The sequence below is a fragment of the Streptomyces sp. NPDC046122 genome, assembly GCF_056429965.1.
Genome location: NZ_JBWKLQ010000022.1, coordinates 22,963 through 42,136, shown reverse-complemented (window position 1 = coordinate 42,136; position 19,174 = coordinate 22,963). Strand labels below are relative to the sequence as shown.

Sequence of the window (19,174 nt, the reverse complement as noted above, 5' to 3'; positions counted from 1 at the left end):
CTCCCGCCGCGTACCACATCGGACTCATCGCGATCCCTCCCCGAAAGCATGCGCCGCCCGCTCACCGGGAACGCTCCCCGCCTGCAGCTCCCGCACCATCGTCAGGTAGGTGTCTTCCAGGCTCGCCCGGCGCACCTCCAGCCCGCCGATCGCCTCGCCGTGTTCCTCGAACAGCCGACGGACGAACCGGGTGGGCTCTGCCGTCGCCTGCTCGAAGGACTGCCCGTCCCGCGTCCAGCGGACGGTGGCCTCGGCCGATGCCTGCCGGGACAGTTCCTCGGCCGGACCGTCGGCCACGATCCGGCCACCGGCCAGGATGAGGATCCGGTCGGCCAGCTTCTCCGCCTCGGAGAGGTCGTGCGTGGTCAGCAGAACGGTGGTGTTCTCGTCCGCGAGCCCGCGCACCAGGCCGTGGAACTCGTTCCTGGCCTCCGGGTCCAGACCAGCCGTCGGCTCGTCCAGGAACAACAGCTCGGGTCTGCCTACGATGCCGACGGCCACGTCGAAACGCCTGCGCTGCCCGCCAGACAGGGTTCCGACCCGCTTGTCCGCCTGCTCGGTCAGCCCCACTGCGGCGAGGAGCTCGTCAACGTCCCACGGGCGCCGCACGAGGGTGGTGGAGTAGGGCGCGTAGTACGAGCCGAGATGGGACAGCAGTTCCCGTACCCGCCACTTGCCGTGGTCGCGCCAGGACTGCAACACGATACCGAGGCGCGCACGCCACCGCTCGTCCCCGCGAGCCGGATCGGTGCCGAGGACGGCCACGTCACCGGCCGAACGCATCCGGAAGCCCTCCAGGACCTCGATCGTGGTCGTCTTGCCCGCCCCGTTCGGGCCGAGCAGCACGACGACTTCGCCTCGCCGGGCCGTGAAGCCGACGCCCTTCAGTACGTCCTGGCCGCGGTAGCGCATCCGCAGGTCGTGTACGGCGATGACCGTGTCGCTCTCCGGCGGTGGGCTGCTCCCGACCCCGGACAAGGCGTGAGCGGTCGTCATCAGTGTTCCCCCGTGCGTCTCGTGGTCCGTCTTCTGGGATCAGGGGCCGCAGGCCCTGCCGACGTCCGTGGTCATGGGACGTGTCTACGGCTGCGGCTGCTCCGGTGCCGTCGGGCAGCAACCGTTCGGGCCCTCCCCGGATGAACACATTACCGAACGGTTCACGTATCTCCTGCTGTTCCCCTGGTCAGCCGTCGCGCTGGAGTGCGCGGTCGAAGAACCTGTGGTCCGCGTCGATGCGGATGTCCCGCACGCCGAGGTAGAGACGGGGAAGTGGATCGTGGGTGGTGGCGATGACCTGGCAGGCGTCACCGTCGGCCGAGGAGTCGGCGGCGATGTCGATGAGGGTGTCGATCAGGCCGGGCATCAGCCCGTCGACTCACTTCCGGCGGCCGGACCGCGCCGGTCAGCCAGTTTGCGAGGGAAGCCGGTACTCGTACTTGCGGGGCCTGAGGTCTTCCTCGGCCAGCTCCCAGTCGGTGTAGAGCGTGACCTTGTCACCGCTGGCGGTGTACGGGTCGGTGCTCGTATCGATCTTGATGTCGCTGACCACGTAGAGATCAACGGTGCTGTACTTGTCCCGCGCGTGCAGGACCTCGTTGATCGTCAGCTCCACGCTCGTCGGGGCCCCTGCGGTCCTCTTGACCCTCTTGCGTTCCAGGGTCCTTGGCGGTCTTGACCGAGGAGCCCTCAGGGGTGACGGTCGTAGAAGTCTGTAGAAGCTTGAGGAGCAGGGGAGAGCCATTACGTTACGGTTCATCTCGAAGGACCCGAACACGAACGGGGATAACTGCCCGACCGTGTGGGTGGACGAGAAGACTGGGGACTTCGTCGTCCAGGGGTGGAAGGCGGACGACGAGACGGAGCGGGAGTGCTTGGAGACAGGCGGCATCCCGGACACCGAAGCGGTTGTCCGGCTGCCCGGTCGCATGGTGGCCGCGATCAGGGAGGCGTGTGATGTCGCAGGCGGTACCGCCATTCGCTGAGCTGCTGGCCTGTTGTCGTCATAGCGCCGTCCACCTGTAGACCCGTGACGCCTACGGAGTCACCATGCCGAAGACCATCGCCTCGCCGCCCGTGCGCTCGATCAGGGCATCCAGGTCCTCGACCTCGCGCTGTACGTCGTACTCCGGGCTGTCCCCGCTGTCGCCGCGGCCCCGGCGGTCGTACGTGATGACGGTGCAGTGCTCGGCCAGCAGGTCGGCCAGTGCGGCGGAATCGCCGCGCGTCATGAAAGGGCCGCCGACGAGCACCACCGCGGGGCCTAGCCCTGTTGCTCGTAGGCGATGGCCGTGCCGTCGGACCGCCCTCACCGACCCCCGAGTGATCCAGCTGCGGCGCCTGATCATCGCCAACGCCGACGTCTTCCCCGACCTGGGAACCGAGTGGTACGAGCGAGGCTTCCAACGAGGGCTCACCACACTGGAGGCAACCTTCCAGCGCCTGGCCGACCAGGGGCTCCTCCGCATCGACGACACACTCCTGGCCGCGAACCACTTCTCCGGCCTGCTGCTGTGGATCCCGGTCAACAAGGCCATGTTCACCGGCAGGGTCCAGCACACCGAGGCCGACCTCGACCGCTACGCAGCTGCCGGCGCCCGCGTCTTCCTCGCCGCCTACCGCCGACCACCGCCCCCGACCTCACCGACTCACGCGCACTGCCCGGCCGCACGCACGACCCGACCGCGGCCCGCACCCACAGGCCCATCCGGATCTGCGAACGCCCGGTCGTACGGCACCAAACACGAGGGCTGCTGAAGACCATGAGACGAGGCCGTTCCCGCACACCGCTGTGACGAGCGCGCCGAAATCCTGTGATCGGGTAACAGCTGCGCCACACAGCGCGCCGCGAGCACCACCGCCCACACTGTGACCGCGCCCCGTTTCACAACTGGCGCCCGGATCAGCATGAGCACGGGAAACTCGACAAGTCGCCATGGTTCCGGTTCTCCAGGCCGGGCAGCTCGGCCGTGACGTCCCGGGAGCGGGGCCACCAGGCACCGTCGAGGGCGCCTACGCGGGAGTGGGTCGTCTGCAGCCGGAGCAGCGCGGTACCTGGTTTCACCGCTCGGTGGATCTCGTCCGAAAGGAGCTTTTGAGGGGTGGGAGTGTCGGATTCGGCCACGGTGGTCCGCCTGCCTGCGCCGGGTCGCCGACACCTCATGGCCGGCGCGATACCGCCGTGGTTCTCACGTTACCCGCGTGCCTGCGGTGATGCCCGCGGCCATCGGCCGGACGGCGTGCCCGATGGGAAATCACCTGGTCAGAACGGCTCGTCCGACCGCTGCCCGGAGTACGCTGAAGGTACCGGGAGTAAGTCGAGCACCCGCTCCCACGCGGACGTCGTTTCCGGCGATCAAAACACTGGGCCGCCCTTCCGGGCGGCCCGGAGACGGGTCCGCGATCATGACCGCCACCCTCGCAACCCTGCTCTCGCCGCGCCTGTCGCTGACACCGGAGACCACCCTCGTCGGCCAGTTGGACGGCGCTTGGTGGCCTGAGTCACGCGACCTCGAAGCCGAGCTGCCACCCCTCATCGACGCGCTGGAGGGCCGCTTCGGACGCATCACGCGCGCCATGGTGAACCCCACCCGCTGGTCCGTCGTCCCGCACAAGGTTGCCGCCACAGGGCACATCGTGCACGTGGGCTGGTTCACCGAACAGGACCCCGACAAGATGATCCTGCTCTCCTACACCGTCAGCCGCTGCGACTTCTTGGTGATCCCGCCCGAGACCGAACCCGCCGCAGCCACCCGGCTCATGGCCGCCGCAGCCACCGCCGGCAGCATCCTGACCGCCGGTGTCCTGATGTCCGACGAAACCGCGACCGGCCGCCGCATGCGGGACGCCCAAAGCAGCGAGGACGCCTGGGAAACCGACGGCGGGTCCGCCCTGCCGCCGCTCCGGCACCCGGTCGCCGGCGCGCGGATGATCGCCATGCCCGGGAACCCGCGGAGGTGACCCCATGGAAACTCTGCTCACGATCGCCGCGATCGCCCTGCTGATCGCGCTCGGCACCGGCCTGATCCACCGGCTCAACGCCCAGCACGACGCACGCATCGCCGCCCACCACTTCGGCGACCCCTTGCCGGCCATTCGCCGGCCGCCCGGCCACAGCCACCCCACGCCAACGGAGCAAGCCGCCCACCGCAGGCGCACGGGGACCTGGCCATGACCACTCCTCCGTCCTAAGGCCGCGAGTGGGGCACCCGACACCCGGGACAACCGCCCCACCGGCCTCTCGCCCGCCCCTGAAGGGACGAGGTCATGGCGACACTGCGCGAGCGACAGGTATACCGCGAACGGGTCCTGACCGCCCTCTACGAAGCCACCGAAGGCAACCGTCTCCTCGGAGTCCCGGGGCGAAAGCTGCGTAACGACCTGCGCATCCCGGAGGAGGACCTGGCGGCAGCCTGCACGTACCTGGCTGGCGAGGAGCTGATCACTGTCGACTGGGAGCCGGGCAATACACCCGCGATGGTCTCCCTGACCCACCAGGGAATCCGACGCATGGAGGCCGAAGAGGAAGCACGCGGCTGAGCTGGCCCGCCCGATGGCCCGCTCTCTCCCCAGCCCGTCCGACCCGCGGTTGTACAATTGAACATGGATCAAGCACTCTCACGTGTGACGATCCGGAAGGGCGGCCTCAGCGGAGTGAATGCGCTGGGGCCGTTGTAACGACCCTCGCCATGAGGCCCGTGCACCCGACCTCATGGTGCCGCCCGGTACTGGTGACCCACCTCGCGGGTGAGGTCCAGTCCGAGGACACAGTCGAGCAAGGCGAACGTCTTAAACTTGGCACCGGCCAGTACGTCGGCGCGCGTCGCCAGGGTGACCAGCGTGTCCACGATCGGCCTGGACAGCTCCTGTGCCCAGTCGCCCCCCATCTGCCGCCAGGCGCAGAAGCGGCCTTCCGCCGTGGGCCCAGTGCCGGTACGCCCCTCCGGCGAGAGTCGGCCGTCCTGGCGACGACAGGCGCGGCCTCGATCGCTTGCAGGCGCGCGAACGGCTGGACCGGTCGTGCGGCTCGTGATCACCGTCGGGACCGACCGGGTGCGTGCCTTCACCGCCACCGGCGAAGACTCTCCGCGCCTGCCTCGCCTTCAAGGTCGACGTTCACCCGAGCCCCCAAGGAGCGCGTAGCCCTCACGTGCAAGGCCACTCGTGACGGGGCACTCATGGGCCGACTCGTTCGCGGAATACACCGACGCGGCGGTGACCTCGCCGGTGTCTCGTCGTTGCAGTCACGGCGACCGGTGCACTGTCCGGCCGCGGACTTACTTCTCGCACGATCAGGGCGAAGAGACGTCCTGGTTCTGACCGTGTGACGAGCCCTTGAGGCCGACGTGCGCGGGGAGTTGCGACGATGCGCGGATTGATTGGGTTTGCCGGGTTCGCCGGGCATGTGCCCGTGGGGACCGAGGACACCTCGCTGAAGGAGATGACGGAGACTCTGGCCTGCCGGGAACCGGATGCCTCGGCGGTCTGGGCCGAGGGGGCGGCGGGCCTGGGGCACACCCGCGTGGCGACGGTCGACCTCGTCGGTGGCAGGCAGCCGCTGGTACTGGAGCGGGACGGGCGCGTGGTGGTGGCGTTCACCGGCGAGATCTACAACCATGGATGGCTGCGTAGGGAGATGGTCGCGCGCGGGCACCGGTTCGAAACTCGCAGCGACGGCGAGGTCGTGCTCCGGGCCTTCAACGCGTGGGGCGCGGAGGCGGCCGAGCGGCTGGAGGGCATGTGCGCGTACGCGGCCTAGGAGCCGGGGCCGAGGCGGCTGACGCTGGTGCGCGACCGCCTCGGAATCAAGCCGCTGTACTGCGCGCGCACCGGCGACGGCGTGGTCTTCGGCTCCGAGCCCAAAGCGGTGCTGGCGCACCCTGCCGTGTCTGCCGGCTGGATCTGGACGGAATGCGCGAACTGCTGCTGTCCGCCCATCCGATGATCAGCACCCCCGGACGCAGCGTTTTCGCCGGCCTGGACGAGATCGCGCCCGGGACCGTGTCCGTGTACATGCCCCAGGGCATGCGCACTCGCCGGTACTGGTCACTGGCTCCGGTCGAGCACCGCGACGATCTGCCGTCGACGATCGCCCGCGTGCGATCGTTGCTGGAGGGTTCCGTCTCGTGCCAGATGCAGGCCGACGTGCCCGTGAGCGTGCTGCTGTCCGGGGGGCTTGACTCCAGTGCCATCGCCGCCCTCGCTCGGCCCGGGGCCAGCACCCTGCACACGCTCTCGGTGGACCTTGGTCCCCCTGCGTCGAGCCATGACGCGATGGACCGTGACCCGGACGGCCCCTACGCCGCACTGATGGCACACCACCTGGCCAGCTCACACCGCCGGGTGACTCTGAACGCCCGCGATCTGTCCGATCCCACCCGGCGCACCAGGGCCGCACATCTGCGCGACGGACTGCCCCTGGGAGACTTCGACACATCTCTGCTGCAGCTCTTCACCGCGGTACGCGAGCACTTACCGGTCACCCTGGCAGGACTTGGGGGCGACGAACTCTTCGGCGGCTACCGCTGGTTCACCCCCGAGGCAACAGCAGCGCACTCCTTCCCCTGGGACGACGTGCTGGACCGCGCGCGAACCCTACGGCGCGGCCGGAGGCCGACTGACCACCACCGCCCTCACCACCCTCCGCCTCACCCACGCCCTGGTCACGGTCGTCGCCGCAGGCGGCCAGGGCATGGCCATGCTCCTGGAACGCACCACATAGACCCAGCCAGGCATGAACCGCTTGGGCGGTGGTACGCATCCCGCGCGCACCATCGCCCCAACCTTCAGCTCTATAGCTGTGCACGGCAACGGCCGCCCAAGGCGTCGGTGCACCGCGCTACGCGCACTTCGTCATCTGTCCGGACCCGGGGAAGGGCTGCAGATCAGCAAGGCGTAGACGTGCCCTGCGCGCCAACTGGGCTGCTCAGTGGTGTCTACTGAGCTGCAGCCGGGGCACCTGCTGTGCAGCGACACGACCGGATGCCCGTGGTGCCGGTCCAGCCGCTGAACGTGAAGCGGGTCGTTGCCGAGCCCGTGTCACTCGTGACGACGTTCACCGACACCCGCGACAGCAACCCTCTGTTGCCTTGGAGCTATGCCGCGGCGTCGTAGGTGTAGTGCCTGGTGTGATCCAGCATGTCGGCCGGCGTCACGTCGTTCCAAGGCCGCATGACGTCATTGAGGCTCACCACGTTGCGCGTTTTGACGGCGGGCAGGTACGTCGATCCCGGGTGCCGTGCCTGCCACTGCGCCCAGAGACGGTCTATGAACGCATGATGCAGCCAGAAGACCGGGTCGTTGGGTGACACGCCCGTGCCCATCTGTCCGCCCACCCACACGTGCACGCGGTTGTGCAGGTTGATGCCGCGCCAGCCTTCCACGTGGTTGCGGAAACCGTCGGACGCGCTGTTCCAGGGCGCGGTGTCGTACGTAGGCATCGCGAGTACGGAGTCGACCTCCGCACGAGTGGGCAGCTGCTGTCCGCCGGATCCCAGGGAGCGGCGGAGAAAACCACGTCCGTCGACCCGTACGGACACCGGCCACTTGCCGGCGGTGACTGCGAATGCCCCGTCGCTCACCTGCCCGTCCCGGCTTCGGCCGGTACCACCCAGGAAATCGGCCGCCCACAGAGGGGAGGTGGTGGATCGGTCCACCGTCCAGTCCCAGTAGGGCAGTGCCACCTCCGGGTTCACTGCTTGGAGCGCCTGCTCGAACTGTATGAGGAACCTGCGGTGCCAGGGCAGGAAGGACGGCGAACGGTGGCCCACACGGTCACCGTTGTCGGTATCGCTCATGATGAACGCGTTGTGCGTAGTGACGAACGTGTCATAGCGCCCGCTCTGCTTGAGCTCGAGCAGTGCGTCGACGAAGTTGCGCTTCTCGGCGGGGGTGAGGTCCGCCTGGTTCTTGCGTACGGTCATGGAGTTGCCTTCGGGTCAGAGCTGGGCGGCGTCGATGGACGGCGGTGAAGTTCAGAGCAGGGGTTCGAGCTGCGATCCCTGGAGTTCGACCACGGCGGCGCGAGCCACGGCCCGCGGGCTGGTGAACGTCTCGTAGTGGTTGACAACGCTGATCCACGTGCCGTCGGCGTTCTGCATCACGTGCAGCTCCTCGCCGTCGATGTGCACGGAGTAGCCCACGCCGTGGTGTCCTCCGTGATGTGACGGCGCACCTTGTATGCGACGTCCTTTGAAGGACTCGTCGAAGGGCTTCGGCTGCGTGGGTGCGTGCCCGGAGCCGCTCGGAGAGTGGGCCCGGTCGCCGTGTTCGGCGGCCGGAGGGCCGGACGGTTCGGCGGTTCGCACGAAGCCGGTCAGAGCGAGGCCGGCCAGAGCTGTGGCGGAGGCGCCCAGGGCACGGCGTCGGCTTAGTTGAGACATGGGTGTTTCCCCCTGGTTGATGCCGAGTCGATGCGAGTCGATGCGAGTTTGTGGCGCCCCGAGATCCCTGTGTCGGTGCGGTGCGGCACATTGACGACCCCTCACCGAGGAGCAGTCGGCTGGTCAGGCCGACCGGGCCCCGGCGGGCCGTCCGTGCATATGACTACAGCCTTGTGCCCAGCCGGACGAAGTCTCGCGCAGCCGTTGGTCGCTATACGGACAAGGGCCTCCACTTAGTGTGGAGTTGAACTAAGTTGATCTTCCTCTGACGCGCGTTGCGCTGACGCGGATCAGAAGATTTTGCGGACGACTAGGTTCAGGAGTGGAGAATTTGTCGTCACATGCCGTTAATCGTGGCAGTCGTCACGTCGGGAAGCTGTCCGGATTCTGCGGGTGGGTCTTGAGTGAAGGGGTGCGCCCTCGCGTGGGCACCGTCAGCCTGCGGGTGCGGTACGCCGGTGCCGAACTACGCGTCGAGGTCACCGATGAGAACCCGGCCCCCGCCCGGCTGCAAGCCGCTGCGGAGGACGACGTGTCCGGCCGCGGTCTGTTCCTGATCGCCGTCCTCGCGCGTGAGTGGGGGGTCAGCGAGGACGGTCTGAGCACATGGGCCACCTTCCGCGTCCCCTCCGGGAGGCCCTGATGGTCGCCCTCGACGTAGCGACCGCCCACGAGCTGCTGAGCCGGCCGGTCAGTGGCGAGGACGAGATGAAGCGCCGGCTCGCTCACCCCCTGTCCCGCTCCCTCGCCGATGAGGGGATCAGCGATGACCTGATCGACACCCTCGAAGAAGTCCTCAGCGACCGGCCCGGCCCCGCCGCCCCCGGACGGAAGCTCGACGCCCTCTTATTCCGCTTCGGTCTCCCCGTCCCCGGCAACTGCCTCCCAAGGTCGCACCACTCACCGCAGAGGAAGCCGCGCGGATCACCGACCGGTTCCGCCGGGCCACCCGCCAGGTCACCCAGGTTGTCCCGCATCGTGTCGCGATGCACCCCACCCAGGAGCTTCGCCTCCTGCTCGCGCTCCGCGACGAAGTCGTCCCCCGAGGAGGCGCTGTCGTACCTGCGCCGGTACGCCCTGGCGATCCTCGCCTCCCACCGCAGGCGTCGGGCCGCCTCCCCTCACGGCCCGACCCACCGCCCGGCGCCTCGCCCTCACCCTCCTCGGCGCCTTCGCCCTCGCGGCCCTGCGCCGGGCACGGCCCCGACGGCGGCCGACGCCCGTCATGCACCGCCTGGTGGCCGCCGAGGAGATCCGGTTCGCCGAGCTGTGCCAGCAGATCACCCACGCACGCCGAGGAGTGTCACTCCGCCCAGCTTCCGGGCCGCTCGGGCCCCGGCTCCCGCCAATAAGAATCCAGGACAACGCACCCGTGTGCGAAGTTCGTGTGACGCACTCTGTGCCCGCTCATCCGCTTCCGACCTGACCGCACGGTACGCCGCGACGCAGAGTTCTTCGGCGTGCCGGCCCCGACTTCCCGTCAGGGCAGCCCGGTCAGTCAGGCGGCGGGACGAGATCACCGCGCAGCCGCCGGGCCCGGAGCACCAGCTCCATTTCGAAGCGGCGGTCCGGGTCGTCCAGGTCCTCGCCCCACAGCTCACGGAGCTGTCTCAACCGGTAGCGCACGGTCTGCGGATGGACTCCGAGCCGGTCGGCCACCTCCGGCGCGCCACCCCGCGTCTCCAACCAGGCCAGCAGGGTCTCGGCGAGACGGTGGGCGTGCGCGGGGCCGCCGGTCTCGCCCAGATGGGCCAGCCGCCGCCGCGCCAGATCGTCGATCAACTCGCCTGAGGGCAGCAGCACCAGGGCTTCGACGTGCTCGCCGCAGTGCAGGAGCCGCCCTTGCGGCAGCAGGCCCTGCTCGATCATCCTGACGGCGGCCTCGGCCCAGCGCAGCGACGTGGCGGCCTCCGCCAGGGGAACCGACGGGCCGATCGCCCCGGACCAATTGGCCGTCGCCCGGTTCAGCAACTCCCCGCGCCCGGGCGCGTCCGGGTCCGGCACCACCATGCGCGGCTGCTCACCTTCCATGTCGAGCAGCACCTCGTCGCCTACGGCGGGGGCGACGGCCTCCTGGGCGGGGCGCAGCAGCACGGCCACCGCCACCCTTTCGGGCAGCTTCCAGCCGATACCGGCCGCGCGGTCGGCGAGGAGGGTGGAAGGATCCGTGCGGTGCTCGGCGAGCAGGAGCTCGACGAGTTGTCGTTGCAGGCGCAGCCGCTCTCCGGCCTGGCGGGCGACGGCCTCGGCGTAGCCGCGTACCGACTGAGCCACCATGACGTCTAGGTACTCGAACGCGGACTCGGCGAGTTCGTACATGGCCGCGGGCGGGATGTCGACCTGCTGGCCGATCTCCGCCATACGTCGCCAGGAAAGGCGCACCCCCAGCCGGTAGATTCCCTGCAAGGAGTCCAGGGTGCGCCCCTGCGTGACTTCGCCGCGCCCGAAGTCCTGGAACATCTCGGGAAGGGCGCGCGGCCGGTCCGACCCCGTGGTCATCTGCTCCACGAAGAGCTGCAGCGCATGCCGGATGGCGATCAGGGCCTTCGGCTCTCCGGACTCGTCGGCGATGAACGCCAGACCCGGATACTCCCGTCGGATCGCGGCGAGGATGTCCCGTGCGAGCTCGGGGACCTGTTCCAGGGCGCGGTCGGCGAAACGCTGAATCCGTTCTCGTGGCACGTCGTGCCACGCTGACGACGCTTCCACAGCACGACTCCTGGATGTCCGTCGCATGCCGCTCGATCAGCCGGCCTGGATCTTTACAACCTAGCCCGCGCTCGGGCTCGGCGTGCTGGACGTCCCGTCGGCGGGCGGGTTGGGGAACGTGACGAGCGGCACATTCTGCTGCTCGGGTGTGGCGTCGAGAGCGGCGACGATTCCGAAGGCGGCGCCTGTGGCCAGGACGGCGGAGGCAGCGCAGGTCAGGAAGACGGCGAGCAGTCTGGGCATGAGGATGATCGGCCTCTCTGTCGATGAGGTTGTCACCCAGCGCGCCGGCCCGGTCCGGCGCGGTCAGTATGCGAGTCGCATTGACAGGTGGTCAAGCGCCGCCTAATTTCGCCGGTCACAGCGCTGTTACTCCCGGGTACGCCACTCCTCGGCCCGGACAGGCTGGAAACCGTGCGTGCGACCCCTTCCCGCACAGTCCATGAATGCCCCGCACATTCCGCCCGCATTGGAGTACCCGTATGCGCCATTCAACGTCGCGTCTGTCCCTCATTCTGCTGGGTCTTGGTGTCTTTCTGCTGGTACTCACCCAGCTGCTCGTCTGGTACGTGGAGCCGCGCGCCAAGCGCACACCGACCGACGTGAACTCCACGACCGTCTTCAGCGGTGAGGGCAGCTATTTCGACACCGGATCCGTGTCCACGGTTGAGGGTCAGACCATAACGATCACCCGCCGGGTGCTGGGCGACGTCGCCGGCAGCGAGCGCAGCGGAAACGCGATCTGGGACGTGTCGACACAGATCGACACCCCGAAGACGCTGCCGCTGGCAGACCCGCGGAGATCCTTGCAGTGGACCACGGAGCGCTGGGTCACCGACCGCCGGACGAACCTGCCGGTGCGCTGTTGCGAGGAGAAGCCCAGGTTCGAGGGCGAGGCCTACCTGAAGTTCCCGTTCGACGTCGAGAAGCGCGTGTACACCTGGTGGGACAGCACCCTGGGTGCCGCCGTACCGCTGAAGTTCAAGGGCACCACCACGATCCGCGGCCACCGGGGCTACCTCTTCGCCGGCACCGTCGCGGCCACTGCCACCGGCACCCGTCAGGTGCCCGGCGCGCTGGTGGGCCGCCGTCAGGGTCAGGTGCTCGCCGAGGAGTGGTACTCCAACGCGGGGATCGAGCTGACGGTGGACCAGCGCACGGGTCGGATCATGAACGCGGTGATCGCGCCGACCAAGACGCTGCGGGCCCCGGGGTCGAAGAAGGACGCGGTCACCCTGCTGTCCAGTAAGCGGCTTGAGTTCACGGAGGCGACCCGGCGCGAGCAGGTGGCGCTGGCCTCCGACGACGGCAGTCGGCTGAAGCTGCTCGGCGAGACCGTGCCGGTGGTGGGCGGGATCGCGGGCGGCCTGCTTGCGGCCGTCGGCGTCGTGATGGTGATCCGTAGCCGCCGTCAGACGGAACACTCAGGTAAGTGATAAAAACGAGCCGCCGATCAGACCAAACTTGTCACGCGCGTGCGTAGTGGAACGAATCACTCGAACGAACACTTGGGTTACCCCGCAGTAGAAACAAATCGTTCCGGTTTGAGCCGACTCCCACTCCCAGGAGTCCGCCACCGACCCGGTGCTCGCTCACCCATCGAGCGCACCCGGTCGGCACCGTAGCCGCAATAACGGCAGCACGGCAGTACCCGCACTCCGCACCAGCCCAGCGCTTCACCCCCGGAAGCCCGGCAACCCCTCACCCGCCTCTCCCCGCAGCCGCCGAGTCGGAGCACCTCTATGCCCCAGCACGCGTCCGCCCTGGCCTCCGGCCAGGAGGACTCCCCCGCTCAGCGCCCCGGAGGCCGAGTCACCGACTCGCTCGCCTTCGATCCCCACATCGCACCCGTCGCGGAACCTCTGCCGCGCCGGATCACCTTCCTCGCCCGACGCGACCTGGGCAACCAGGCCGCCGGCGGCTCGGAACTGCTCATCGACCGGATAGCCGGCGGTCTGACCGCCGACGGCCACGAAGTCACGCTGCTGTGTGGCGGCCCGGCCACAGAACGCGACTACCGAGTGATCTCCGCAGGCGGCGACGCGGGTCACTTCCTGCGCGCCAGGAAGACCTTCGCCCGCGAGGTCGGCGAATGCGACCTGCTGGTCGAGGTGTGCAACGGCATGCCGTACCTGGCGCCGCTGTGGCACCGCGGACCGACGTTGTGCCTGGTCAACCATGTGCATACCGACCTTTGGCAGATGCGCTACCCGGGCCCTGCGGCCCGGCTCGGCCGCAGGCTCGAGCACTGGGCGCTGGCAGGCACGCACCGCGACAACCTGATGGTCGCCGTCTCCGAGTCGACCGCCTCCGAGCTGCGCGGCATCGGCGTGGCCGCGGACCGCATCCGGATCGTCAACAACGGCGTCGAAGACCCCGGCCCGCTCCTGCCCGAAGCGAAGGAACCGCTGTTCCTGGCCGTCGGCCGACTGGTCGAGTACAAGCGCATCGATCTGCTCCTACGGCTGTGGGAGCGGGTCCGCCCGGTCACCGGCGGTCGGCTCGTCATCGTCGGTGACGGCCCCGAACGCGAGCGGCTGGAAACCATGGCCGGCCCCGGTGTGACGTTCGCCGGCCGAGTGTCGGAGGCCGAGAAGCACCGGCTGATGTGCGAGGCGTGGCTGCTCTTGCACCCCTCCCTCATCGAGGGCTGGGGGCTGGTCGTCACCGAGGCCGCCGCCCGGGCCACTCCCGCGGTCGGTTTCGACATACCGGGCCTGTGCGACTCCATCGAGGACGGGAAGACCGGGGTACTGGCACGGGGCGAGAGTTCCTTCGCGGCCGCGTGGTGCGCCCTGTCCCTCAGTGCCCACCGACGCGCAACCATGGGGCGTGCCGCCGCGCGTCGCGCCAAGCGCTTCCGCTGGAGATCCACGGTCCGTCAGTTCCAGACTGTCGCCGCCGAGGCCGCAGCCCTCGCCTCCTCCCCGGGACGCGGGAGGTGAACGGCCATTCCTGAGGTCACCGAAAGCGCGTACAAGGATCCGTCGCTGCGGCGATCGGCCACCCTCTTCCGGGCGTTCATGCGCGAGCAGAGCGACCCCGAGCGGTGCTACACCCTGCTCGCCCGTGACTCGGTCGCGCAGGTGGCACGTCACATCGACCTGGCCGGCAAGATCGTCGTCGACATCGGCGGCGGCAGCGGCCACTTCACCGAGGAGTTCCGCCGCCGCGGCGCGCGGAGCTACCTCTTCGAACCCGACCTGCGGGAGCTGAGCGCCCGGGGCACGGTGTGCGAGGACGCGGTGCTCGCCGACGGATACCTGCTGCCGCTCGCCGACGGCGCGGCGGACGTGTGCTTCTCGTCCAATGTGCTGGAGCACGTGGCGGACCCGCAGACCTTCATCAGCGAGATGGTGCGGGTCACCCGCCCCGGCGGACTGATCTACCTGTCGTTCACCAACTGGCTCTCCCCCTGGGGGGGTCACGAGACAGCACCGTGGCACTACCTCGGGGCCGGCCGGGCCCGCGATCGCTACGAACGGCGCACCGGTCGCGAGGCCAAGCACACCCTCGGCGAAAACCTGTTTCCCGTCCACATCGGTCCCACCCTGCGGCACGTCCGCGGCCGTGACGACGTGCAGATCGTCACGGCGCGGTCCCGTTACTGGCCATTCTTCGCGAGCACGATCACCCGGGTGCCGGGACTCCGCGAGATCGCCACCTGGAATCTGCTGCTGATTCTCAGGCGAAGCCCATGAGCAAGCGAAGCGAGGAACGGTCATGACCACAACGGTCCAGGCGCCCACCCGGGCGCCGCAGCCCGGCCCGACGCCGTCCGAGGCGTCCCGGGCGCCGCGGGGACGACGCCTGCTGTTCGGCTTCTGGGCCGTCGTGCTGGTGTGCTTCCTCGCGGTGTCACCGGGGAAGATGACATTCGAGACCAAGCTCGGTGTCGCCCTCGACCCCTGGCGCTTCCTCGGCGACCTCGGTTCGCTGTGGAACGGCAACATGGGCCTCGGCGGCATAGCCAACCAGTACATCGGCTACGCCTTCCCCGCGCTCCCCTACTACGCGCTCACGGACCTGCTCCAGGTGCCGGTGTGGCTGGCCGAGCGTCTCTGGCTGTCGATCATCGTGACAGCCGCCTTCTGGGGTGCGCTCAGGCTCGCCGAACGGCTGCGCGTGGGCACGCCCGCGACCCGGGTGCTCGGTGCGGTGGTGTACGCGCTGTGGCCCACCTTCACCATCGTCATCGGCTCGACCTCTGCCGCCGCGCTGCCCGGTGCCTTGCTGCCCTGGGTGCTGCTGCCGCTGACCTCCGCGGCGCTGAGCCCGCGTACGGCCGCCGCGCGTTCGGCCATGCTGATCCCCTTCATGGGTGGCGTGAACGCCGCCTCGACGCTGGCCTCGCTGCTGCCCGTGGGTCTGTACCTGCTCAGCCGCCCGGCCGGCCGGCGTCGGCGCGCCCTGCTGGGCTGGTGGATACCGGGCGTCGTGCTGGCCACCGTGTGGTGGGTGGTGCCGCTGCTCCTGTTCGCCATCCATGGCGAGAACTTCATGCCGTACGTCGAGCAGGCCGACACCACCACCGCCACCATGTCCGCGACCGAGTTGCTGCGCGGCGCCGGCAACTGGGTGGCGTACCTCCACTTCGGTGAGGCGTGGCTGCCCGCCGGCTGGACCGTCGCGGCCTCCGTCATCGCTGTGCTTGGTTCGGCGTTCGCCGCGGCCATGGGGCTGGCGGGCCTGGCCCGCCGGGACCTGCCGGAGCGCCGCTGGCTGCTGCTGACCGTCCTGGCCGTCGTCCTGATCACGCTGGCCGGGTACGGCGGCGCCTTCGGCGGTCCGTTCCACGGTGTCGTGCAGGACTGGTTGAACGGTTCGCTGAAGCCCTTCCGCAACATCTACAAGTTCCAGCCGGGGCTGGCCCTCGCGCTCGCCCTCGGACTGGCCCACCTGACGGCTGTGCTCTCGGTGAGCACAAGTCCTCGCGCACTCCCCGGCCGCCGCTGGGCGCCCGCGGCGGTCGCGGTGCTGGTACTCCCCGGGCTGGCCCTGCCGTACCTCAATGGCTCGATCCTCCAGCCGGGCGCCTTCACCAAGCTGCCCACCCACTGGGAGAAGGCTGCCGGCTGGCTCAAGGACAACGCCCCGAACAGCCGGGCCATGGTCGTACCGGCGACGGCGCACGGCATCTACACCTGGGGTTCCCCCATCGACCAACCGTTTGACGTGCTGGCCGAAACACCCTGGGGACAGCGTGACTTCGTCCCCTTCGGCGCACCCGGCTCACGCCGCGCGACGGACGCCGTCGAGCAGGCGCTGCTGACCGGCACCGAGGTCCCGGGCCTTCAGGCGTACCTGGCACGGGCCGGCATGCACGAAGTGGTCGTGCGTAATGACCTCGACCCCGACCAGATCGGTTATGTCCCGCCGCAGACGGTGAAACGGACCCTGGAGTCCTCCGGCTACAGGAAGGTCGCCGGATTCGGCCCGCTCGTGACCGGCGGGCGCATCGCCGCCGACACCCCGCTCCAGGTGCAGGGGCTGTATCCGCGGCTCCAGTCCGTGGAGATCTACCAGCCCCAGGACCGCGACAGGCGTCCCGACCGGGTCGGTGTGTCTGCCGCGGCCGACACCGCCGTGGTCAGTGGCGGACCCGAGGCGCTGCTCCAGCTGTCGGCCGATCCCTCGATGGCCGACCGGCCGGCCGTGCTGGCCGGGGACAGTCTTCCCAAGGGCGTCACCGCACCGGTGAAGGCCGTCGCGGACGGGCTGCGCCGAGCCGACACCCGGTTCGGACTGGTCAACAACAACACCTCGTACACGTACACCCCGGACGAGCGCAATCACTCCGGCAGCCTCCAGAACCCGGGCGAGAAGCCGAGGCAGATCCTGCCGTCGGAGGGCACCGGTCACCAGACGACGGCCCACCTGCGCGGCGCGACGTCCGTGACGGCCTCCAGCAGCGGCAACTGGCTGTTCCACCTGCCGCAGTACGACCCGGTGAACGCGTTCGACGGCAACCCGGACACCGCGTGGGCCGAGGGCAGCCCGGGCAAGCCGGCCGGCCAGTGGCTCAAGGTGGACTTCTCCGGGCCCACCGACGTCCCGGCCTCCATCCAGCTGACGCCCCTGCCGGGCGACAGCATGCGCGCCGCACCCACGCGGGTGCGGATCGAGACCGACCGCGGTTCGGCCGAAAGCCCGCTCCAGACGAACGGCCTGCCGCAGGCCGTCAAGGCGCCCGCCGGTGAGGCCTCCTGGATGAAGATCACCATCCTTGCCGCGCAGCAGGCACGGCCGGGCCTGACCGGAGCCGGCTTCTCCGAGGTGTCGATCCCGGACGTTCAGGTGACGCGCATGCTGGCGCTGCCCGCCGACGCGAAGCGCACCGACGCGGCGGCGACCGTGTACTCCCTGCACCGCGGCACCGACGCGGGCGGCTTGTCGCCCGTATCGGCCGAGGTGGGACTGCACCGGCAGTTCAGCACCCAGAAAGCGGGCGAGTACAAGGTGTCGGCGCGAGCCGTCGCCGTGCCAGGCGACCCGTTGGACGCACTGCTGGACCGTTCGGCCCCGGGATCGAAGAACCGGCTGACGGCATCCGCGGACTCCACCAGCCGCAACGGCATGTCGCTCAGCGCCCGCAACCTGGTCGACGGTGATCTGACGACCGCCTGGATCGCGGGCGACCGACCGGTCGTCCACCTGAGCTGGCCCAAGAAGGAGAAGGTCGACGAGATCGTCCTGGCGCCGGCGGGCGGGGTGTCCACCCGGCCCGAGCAGGTGCTGATCAGCTCGCCGCACGGCGCCGCGACAGCTGATGTGGACGAGAACGGGCGGGTGCGCTTCCCGGAGATCGAGACGAACCGGCTCGACATCACCGTCAGCAGGGTCGCCCCGCTCACCGTCCACAATCCGGTGGCGGACGCGCAGTTGCAGCTGCCGGTCGGGCTCAGTGAGGTCCACGTACCCGCGCTGGCCGACCTGCGGGTGTCGCCTCCGAAGCCGTCCGCGCGCTTCTCGCTGCCGTGCGGTGAGGGCCCGGACCTTGCCGTCGGCGGTGTCCTGCACAAGACGAAGGCATCCGGAGCGGTACGGGACCTCACCGAGCGGCGTCCCGTCACCGTCGCACTCTGCGCAGGAGACGAAAAGGACGGCACCCTGAATCTTCCGGCCGGAAAGCAGGAGGTGGAGGCGGGTGACGCGGGCCCACTGGCGATCACCGACGTCACGCTGACCCAGGGCACCCCGCAGAAGATCGCGGGAGCGGCGGAACGCGAGGCCACCGTCACCCGGTGGACCGACGACAGGCGGACCGTTTCGGTGTCGGCCGGCTCCGGCGAGGCCACGTACCTGCACACCTACGAGAACGCCAACGACGGCTGGAAGGCCACCCTGGACGGTACAGAGCTGGAGTCGGTGCGGCTCGACGGCTGGCAGCAGGCCTGGGTGGTCCCGGCCGGGGCGTCCGGCACCGTGGACCTGGAGTTCGAGCCCTCCGGACCGTACCGGGCCGCACTGATCGGCGGTGTGATCGCACTCGCCGCCCTGGCCGCACTGGCCTTCGTGGGCCGCAGGCGCAACGCCGGCGCAGCCGACGAGGAGCTGCCCGAACCGGCGGCACCCGGGATGCTGCTCGGGACGCTGGCGCTGACCGCCGTCGTCGCGGTGGCGGCGGGTCCGCTGGCCCTGGTGGTGCACGTCCTCGCCGTGGCGGCCCGGTTCCGGCCGGCCGTCCTGGTGCCGACCGCCGCAGTGGCGATGGGCGCAGCGGGCATCGTCGCGGCCATCGGCGCCGGGGAGCCCGCCGCCGACGGACAAGGCGCGTTCAGCGCCTTCGCCCAGGTGCTGGCGCTGGTGGCCCTGTCCGCCGCCTTGGTGACGGCGGTAAGCCCGGCGTCCGCGGCGGCCGTTCGGAAAGACGAGGGCGGCGACGCGCCGGAAAGCGACGGCTACGGCGACGCGGCCGTAGCCGGACCGGTGGTCACGGCCCGGCAGGGAAGCACGAGCGCCGGGGACCGGACTGATCCGCTCCCCCAGGATCCAGGACGCGGTGGCCCGTCATGACCTCGTCGTGGAGCGCCGCCGGGAGGGGGGCCGCAACCTCTTCCGGCAGGGTCCGGCTTCCCTTTCCGGCC

The 19,174-nt window shown here is 69.7% G+C and carries 19 protein-coding genes and 4 pseudogenes; 13 read left to right on the top strand and 10 right to left on the bottom strand.

Going from position 1 to position 19,174, the window contains the following annotated elements:
* Positions 1–24 precede the first annotated feature (24 nt).
* The 3 genes from AC07FK_RS32355 to AC07FK_RS32345 form a co-directional block, all read right to left on the bottom strand.
* Positions 25–996 (bottom strand): ABC transporter ATP-binding protein, encoded by a 972-nt coding sequence (locus AC07FK_RS32355; protein ID WP_479108486.1) that lies wholly within the window; start codon positions 994–996, stop codon positions 25–27.
* A gap of 187 nt (positions 997–1,183) precedes the next feature.
* Positions 1,184–1,363: a hypothetical protein gene (locus AC07FK_RS32350; RefSeq protein ID WP_479108485.1), complete on the bottom strand. Its 180-nt coding sequence runs from the start codon at positions 1,361–1,363 to the stop codon at positions 1,184–1,186.
* 39 nt (positions 1,364–1,402) lie between these two features.
* Positions 1,403–1,612, bottom strand: coding sequence for a hypothetical protein (locus AC07FK_RS32345; protein ID WP_479108484.1), 210 nt, complete (start codon positions 1,610–1,612; stop codon positions 1,403–1,405).
* Positions 1,613–1,802: 190 nt separating this feature from the next.
* Here AC07FK_RS32345 and AC07FK_RS32340 point away from each other — a divergent pair, with 190 nt between their 5' ends.
* A complete protein-coding gene (locus tag AC07FK_RS32340; RefSeq protein WP_479108483.1) occupies positions 1,803–1,982 on the top strand; it encodes a hypothetical protein in 180 nt (59 codons plus the stop codon).
* A 51-nt stretch (positions 1,983–2,033) separates the two neighbouring features.
* Here AC07FK_RS32340 and AC07FK_RS32335 read toward each other — a convergent pair whose 3' ends face one another.
* On the bottom strand, positions 2,034–2,228 hold the full coding sequence (locus AC07FK_RS32335; protein WP_479108482.1) for an alpha/beta fold hydrolase: 195 nt from the start codon (positions 2,226–2,228) through the stop codon (positions 2,034–2,036).
* Here AC07FK_RS32335 and AC07FK_RS32330 point away from each other — a divergent pair.
* A pseudogene (locus tag AC07FK_RS32330) lies at positions 2,170–2,559 on the top strand (TetR/AcrR family transcriptional regulator C-terminal domain-containing protein); the annotation flags it as partial. The gene AC07FK_RS32335 and the pseudogene AC07FK_RS32330 overlap by 59 nt on opposite strands.
* Positions 2,560–2,645: 86 nt before the next feature.
* Positions 2,646–2,720: pseudogene (locus tag AC07FK_RS32325) on the top strand (IS5/IS1182 family transposase); the annotation flags it as partial.
* 227 nt (positions 2,721–2,947) lie between these two features.
* Here AC07FK_RS32325 and AC07FK_RS32320 read toward each other — a convergent pair.
* A pseudogene (locus AC07FK_RS32320) lies at positions 2,948–3,121 on the bottom strand (DUF5994 family protein); the annotation flags it as partial.
* A gap of 281 nt (positions 3,122–3,402) precedes the next feature.
* Between AC07FK_RS32320 and AC07FK_RS32315 the strand changes: the two are divergent.
* The 3 genes from AC07FK_RS32315 to AC07FK_RS32305 all read left to right on the top strand — a co-directional run bounded on the left by AC07FK_RS32315 (position 3,403) and on the right by AC07FK_RS32305 (position 4,536).
* On the top strand, positions 3,403–3,957 hold the full coding sequence (locus AC07FK_RS32315) for a DUF5994 family protein (protein WP_479108481.1): 555 nt from the start codon (positions 3,403–3,405) through the stop codon (positions 3,955–3,957).
* 4 nt (positions 3,958–3,961) lie between these two features.
* Entirely contained in the window at positions 3,962–4,171 is a 210-nt protein-coding gene (locus tag AC07FK_RS32310) for a hypothetical protein (protein WP_479108480.1), read from the top strand.
* A 92-nt stretch (positions 4,172–4,263) separates the two neighbouring features.
* Positions 4,264–4,536: a hypothetical protein gene (locus AC07FK_RS32305; protein WP_138898869.1), complete on the top strand. Its 273-nt coding sequence runs from the start codon at positions 4,264–4,266 to the stop codon at positions 4,534–4,536.
* Between the two features lie 170 nt (positions 4,537–4,706).
* Here the strand turns inward: AC07FK_RS32305 and AC07FK_RS32300 are convergent, their stop codons facing one another.
* Positions 4,707–4,844, bottom strand: coding sequence for a hypothetical protein (locus AC07FK_RS32300; RefSeq protein WP_479108479.1), 138 nt, complete (start codon positions 4,842–4,844; stop codon positions 4,707–4,709).
* A 518-nt stretch (positions 4,845–5,362) separates the two neighbouring features.
* Between AC07FK_RS32300 and AC07FK_RS32295 the strand changes: the two are divergent.
* A pseudogene (locus AC07FK_RS32295) lies at positions 5,363–5,941 on the top strand (hypothetical protein).
* Positions 5,908–6,939, top strand: coding sequence for an asparagine synthase-related protein (locus AC07FK_RS32290; RefSeq protein WP_479108478.1), 1,032 nt, complete (start codon positions 5,908–5,910; stop codon positions 6,937–6,939). Before AC07FK_RS32295 ends, AC07FK_RS32290 begins: the two are co-directional and overlap by 34 nt.
* Before the next feature lie 152 nt (positions 6,940–7,091).
* Here AC07FK_RS32290 and melC2 read toward each other — a convergent pair whose 3' ends face one another.
* Both melC2 and melC1 read right to left on the bottom strand, forming a co-directional pair.
* On the bottom strand, positions 7,092–7,919 hold the full coding sequence (melC2, locus tag AC07FK_RS32285) for a tyrosinase MelC2 (protein ID WP_479108477.1): 828 nt from the start codon (positions 7,917–7,919) through the stop codon (positions 7,092–7,094).
* Positions 7,920–7,970: 51 nt separating this feature from the next.
* Entirely contained in the window at positions 7,971–8,378 is a 408-nt protein-coding gene (melC1, locus tag AC07FK_RS32280) for an apotyrosinase chaperone MelC1 (RefSeq protein ID WP_479108476.1), read from the bottom strand.
* Positions 8,379–8,802: 424 nt separating this feature from the next.
* On the opposite strand from melC1, the gene AC07FK_RS32275 reads away from it, so the two are divergent.
* On the top strand, positions 8,803–9,021 hold the full coding sequence (locus tag AC07FK_RS32275) for an ATP-binding protein (RefSeq protein ID WP_479108475.1): 219 nt from the start codon (positions 8,803–8,805) through the stop codon (positions 9,019–9,021).
* An 851-nt stretch (positions 9,022–9,872) separates the two neighbouring features.
* On the opposite strand, the gene AC07FK_RS32270 is transcribed toward AC07FK_RS32275, so the two are convergent.
* Together AC07FK_RS32270 and AC07FK_RS32265 are read right to left on the bottom strand one after the other, a co-directional pair.
* Complete coding sequence (locus tag AC07FK_RS32270) at positions 9,873–11,114, bottom strand: PucR family transcriptional regulator (RefSeq protein WP_479108474.1); 1,242 nt, start codon at positions 11,112–11,114, stop codon at positions 9,873–9,875.
* Positions 11,115–11,147: 33 nt separating this feature from the next.
* A complete protein-coding gene (locus tag AC07FK_RS32265) occupies positions 11,148–11,330 on the bottom strand; it encodes a hypothetical protein (protein ID WP_452805873.1) in 183 nt (60 codons plus the stop codon).
* Between the two features lie 239 nt (positions 11,331–11,569).
* Here AC07FK_RS32265 and pgfA point away from each other — a divergent pair, with 239 nt between their 5' ends.
* The 4 genes from pgfA (at position 11,570) to AC07FK_RS32245 (ending at position 19,103) form a co-directional block, all read left to right on the top strand.
* Positions 11,570–12,523, top strand: coding sequence for a cell envelope lipid trafficking protein PgfA (pgfA, locus tag AC07FK_RS32260; protein ID WP_479108473.1), 954 nt, complete (start codon positions 11,570–11,572; stop codon positions 12,521–12,523).
* Between the two features lie 306 nt (positions 12,524–12,829).
* On the top strand, positions 12,830–14,032 hold the full coding sequence (locus AC07FK_RS32255; RefSeq protein WP_479108472.1) for a glycosyltransferase family 4 protein: 1,203 nt from the start codon (positions 12,830–12,832) through the stop codon (positions 14,030–14,032).
* A 78-nt stretch (positions 14,033–14,110) separates the two neighbouring features.
* On the top strand, positions 14,111–14,788 hold the full coding sequence (locus AC07FK_RS32250) for a class I SAM-dependent methyltransferase (RefSeq protein WP_479108471.1): 678 nt from the start codon (positions 14,111–14,113) through the stop codon (positions 14,786–14,788).
* 22 nt (positions 14,789–14,810) lie between these two features.
* Entirely contained in the window at positions 14,811–19,103 is a 4,293-nt protein-coding gene (locus AC07FK_RS32245) for an alpha-(1->3)-arabinofuranosyltransferase domain-containing protein (RefSeq protein ID WP_479108470.1), read from the top strand.
* Positions 19,104–19,174 lie beyond the last annotated feature (71 nt).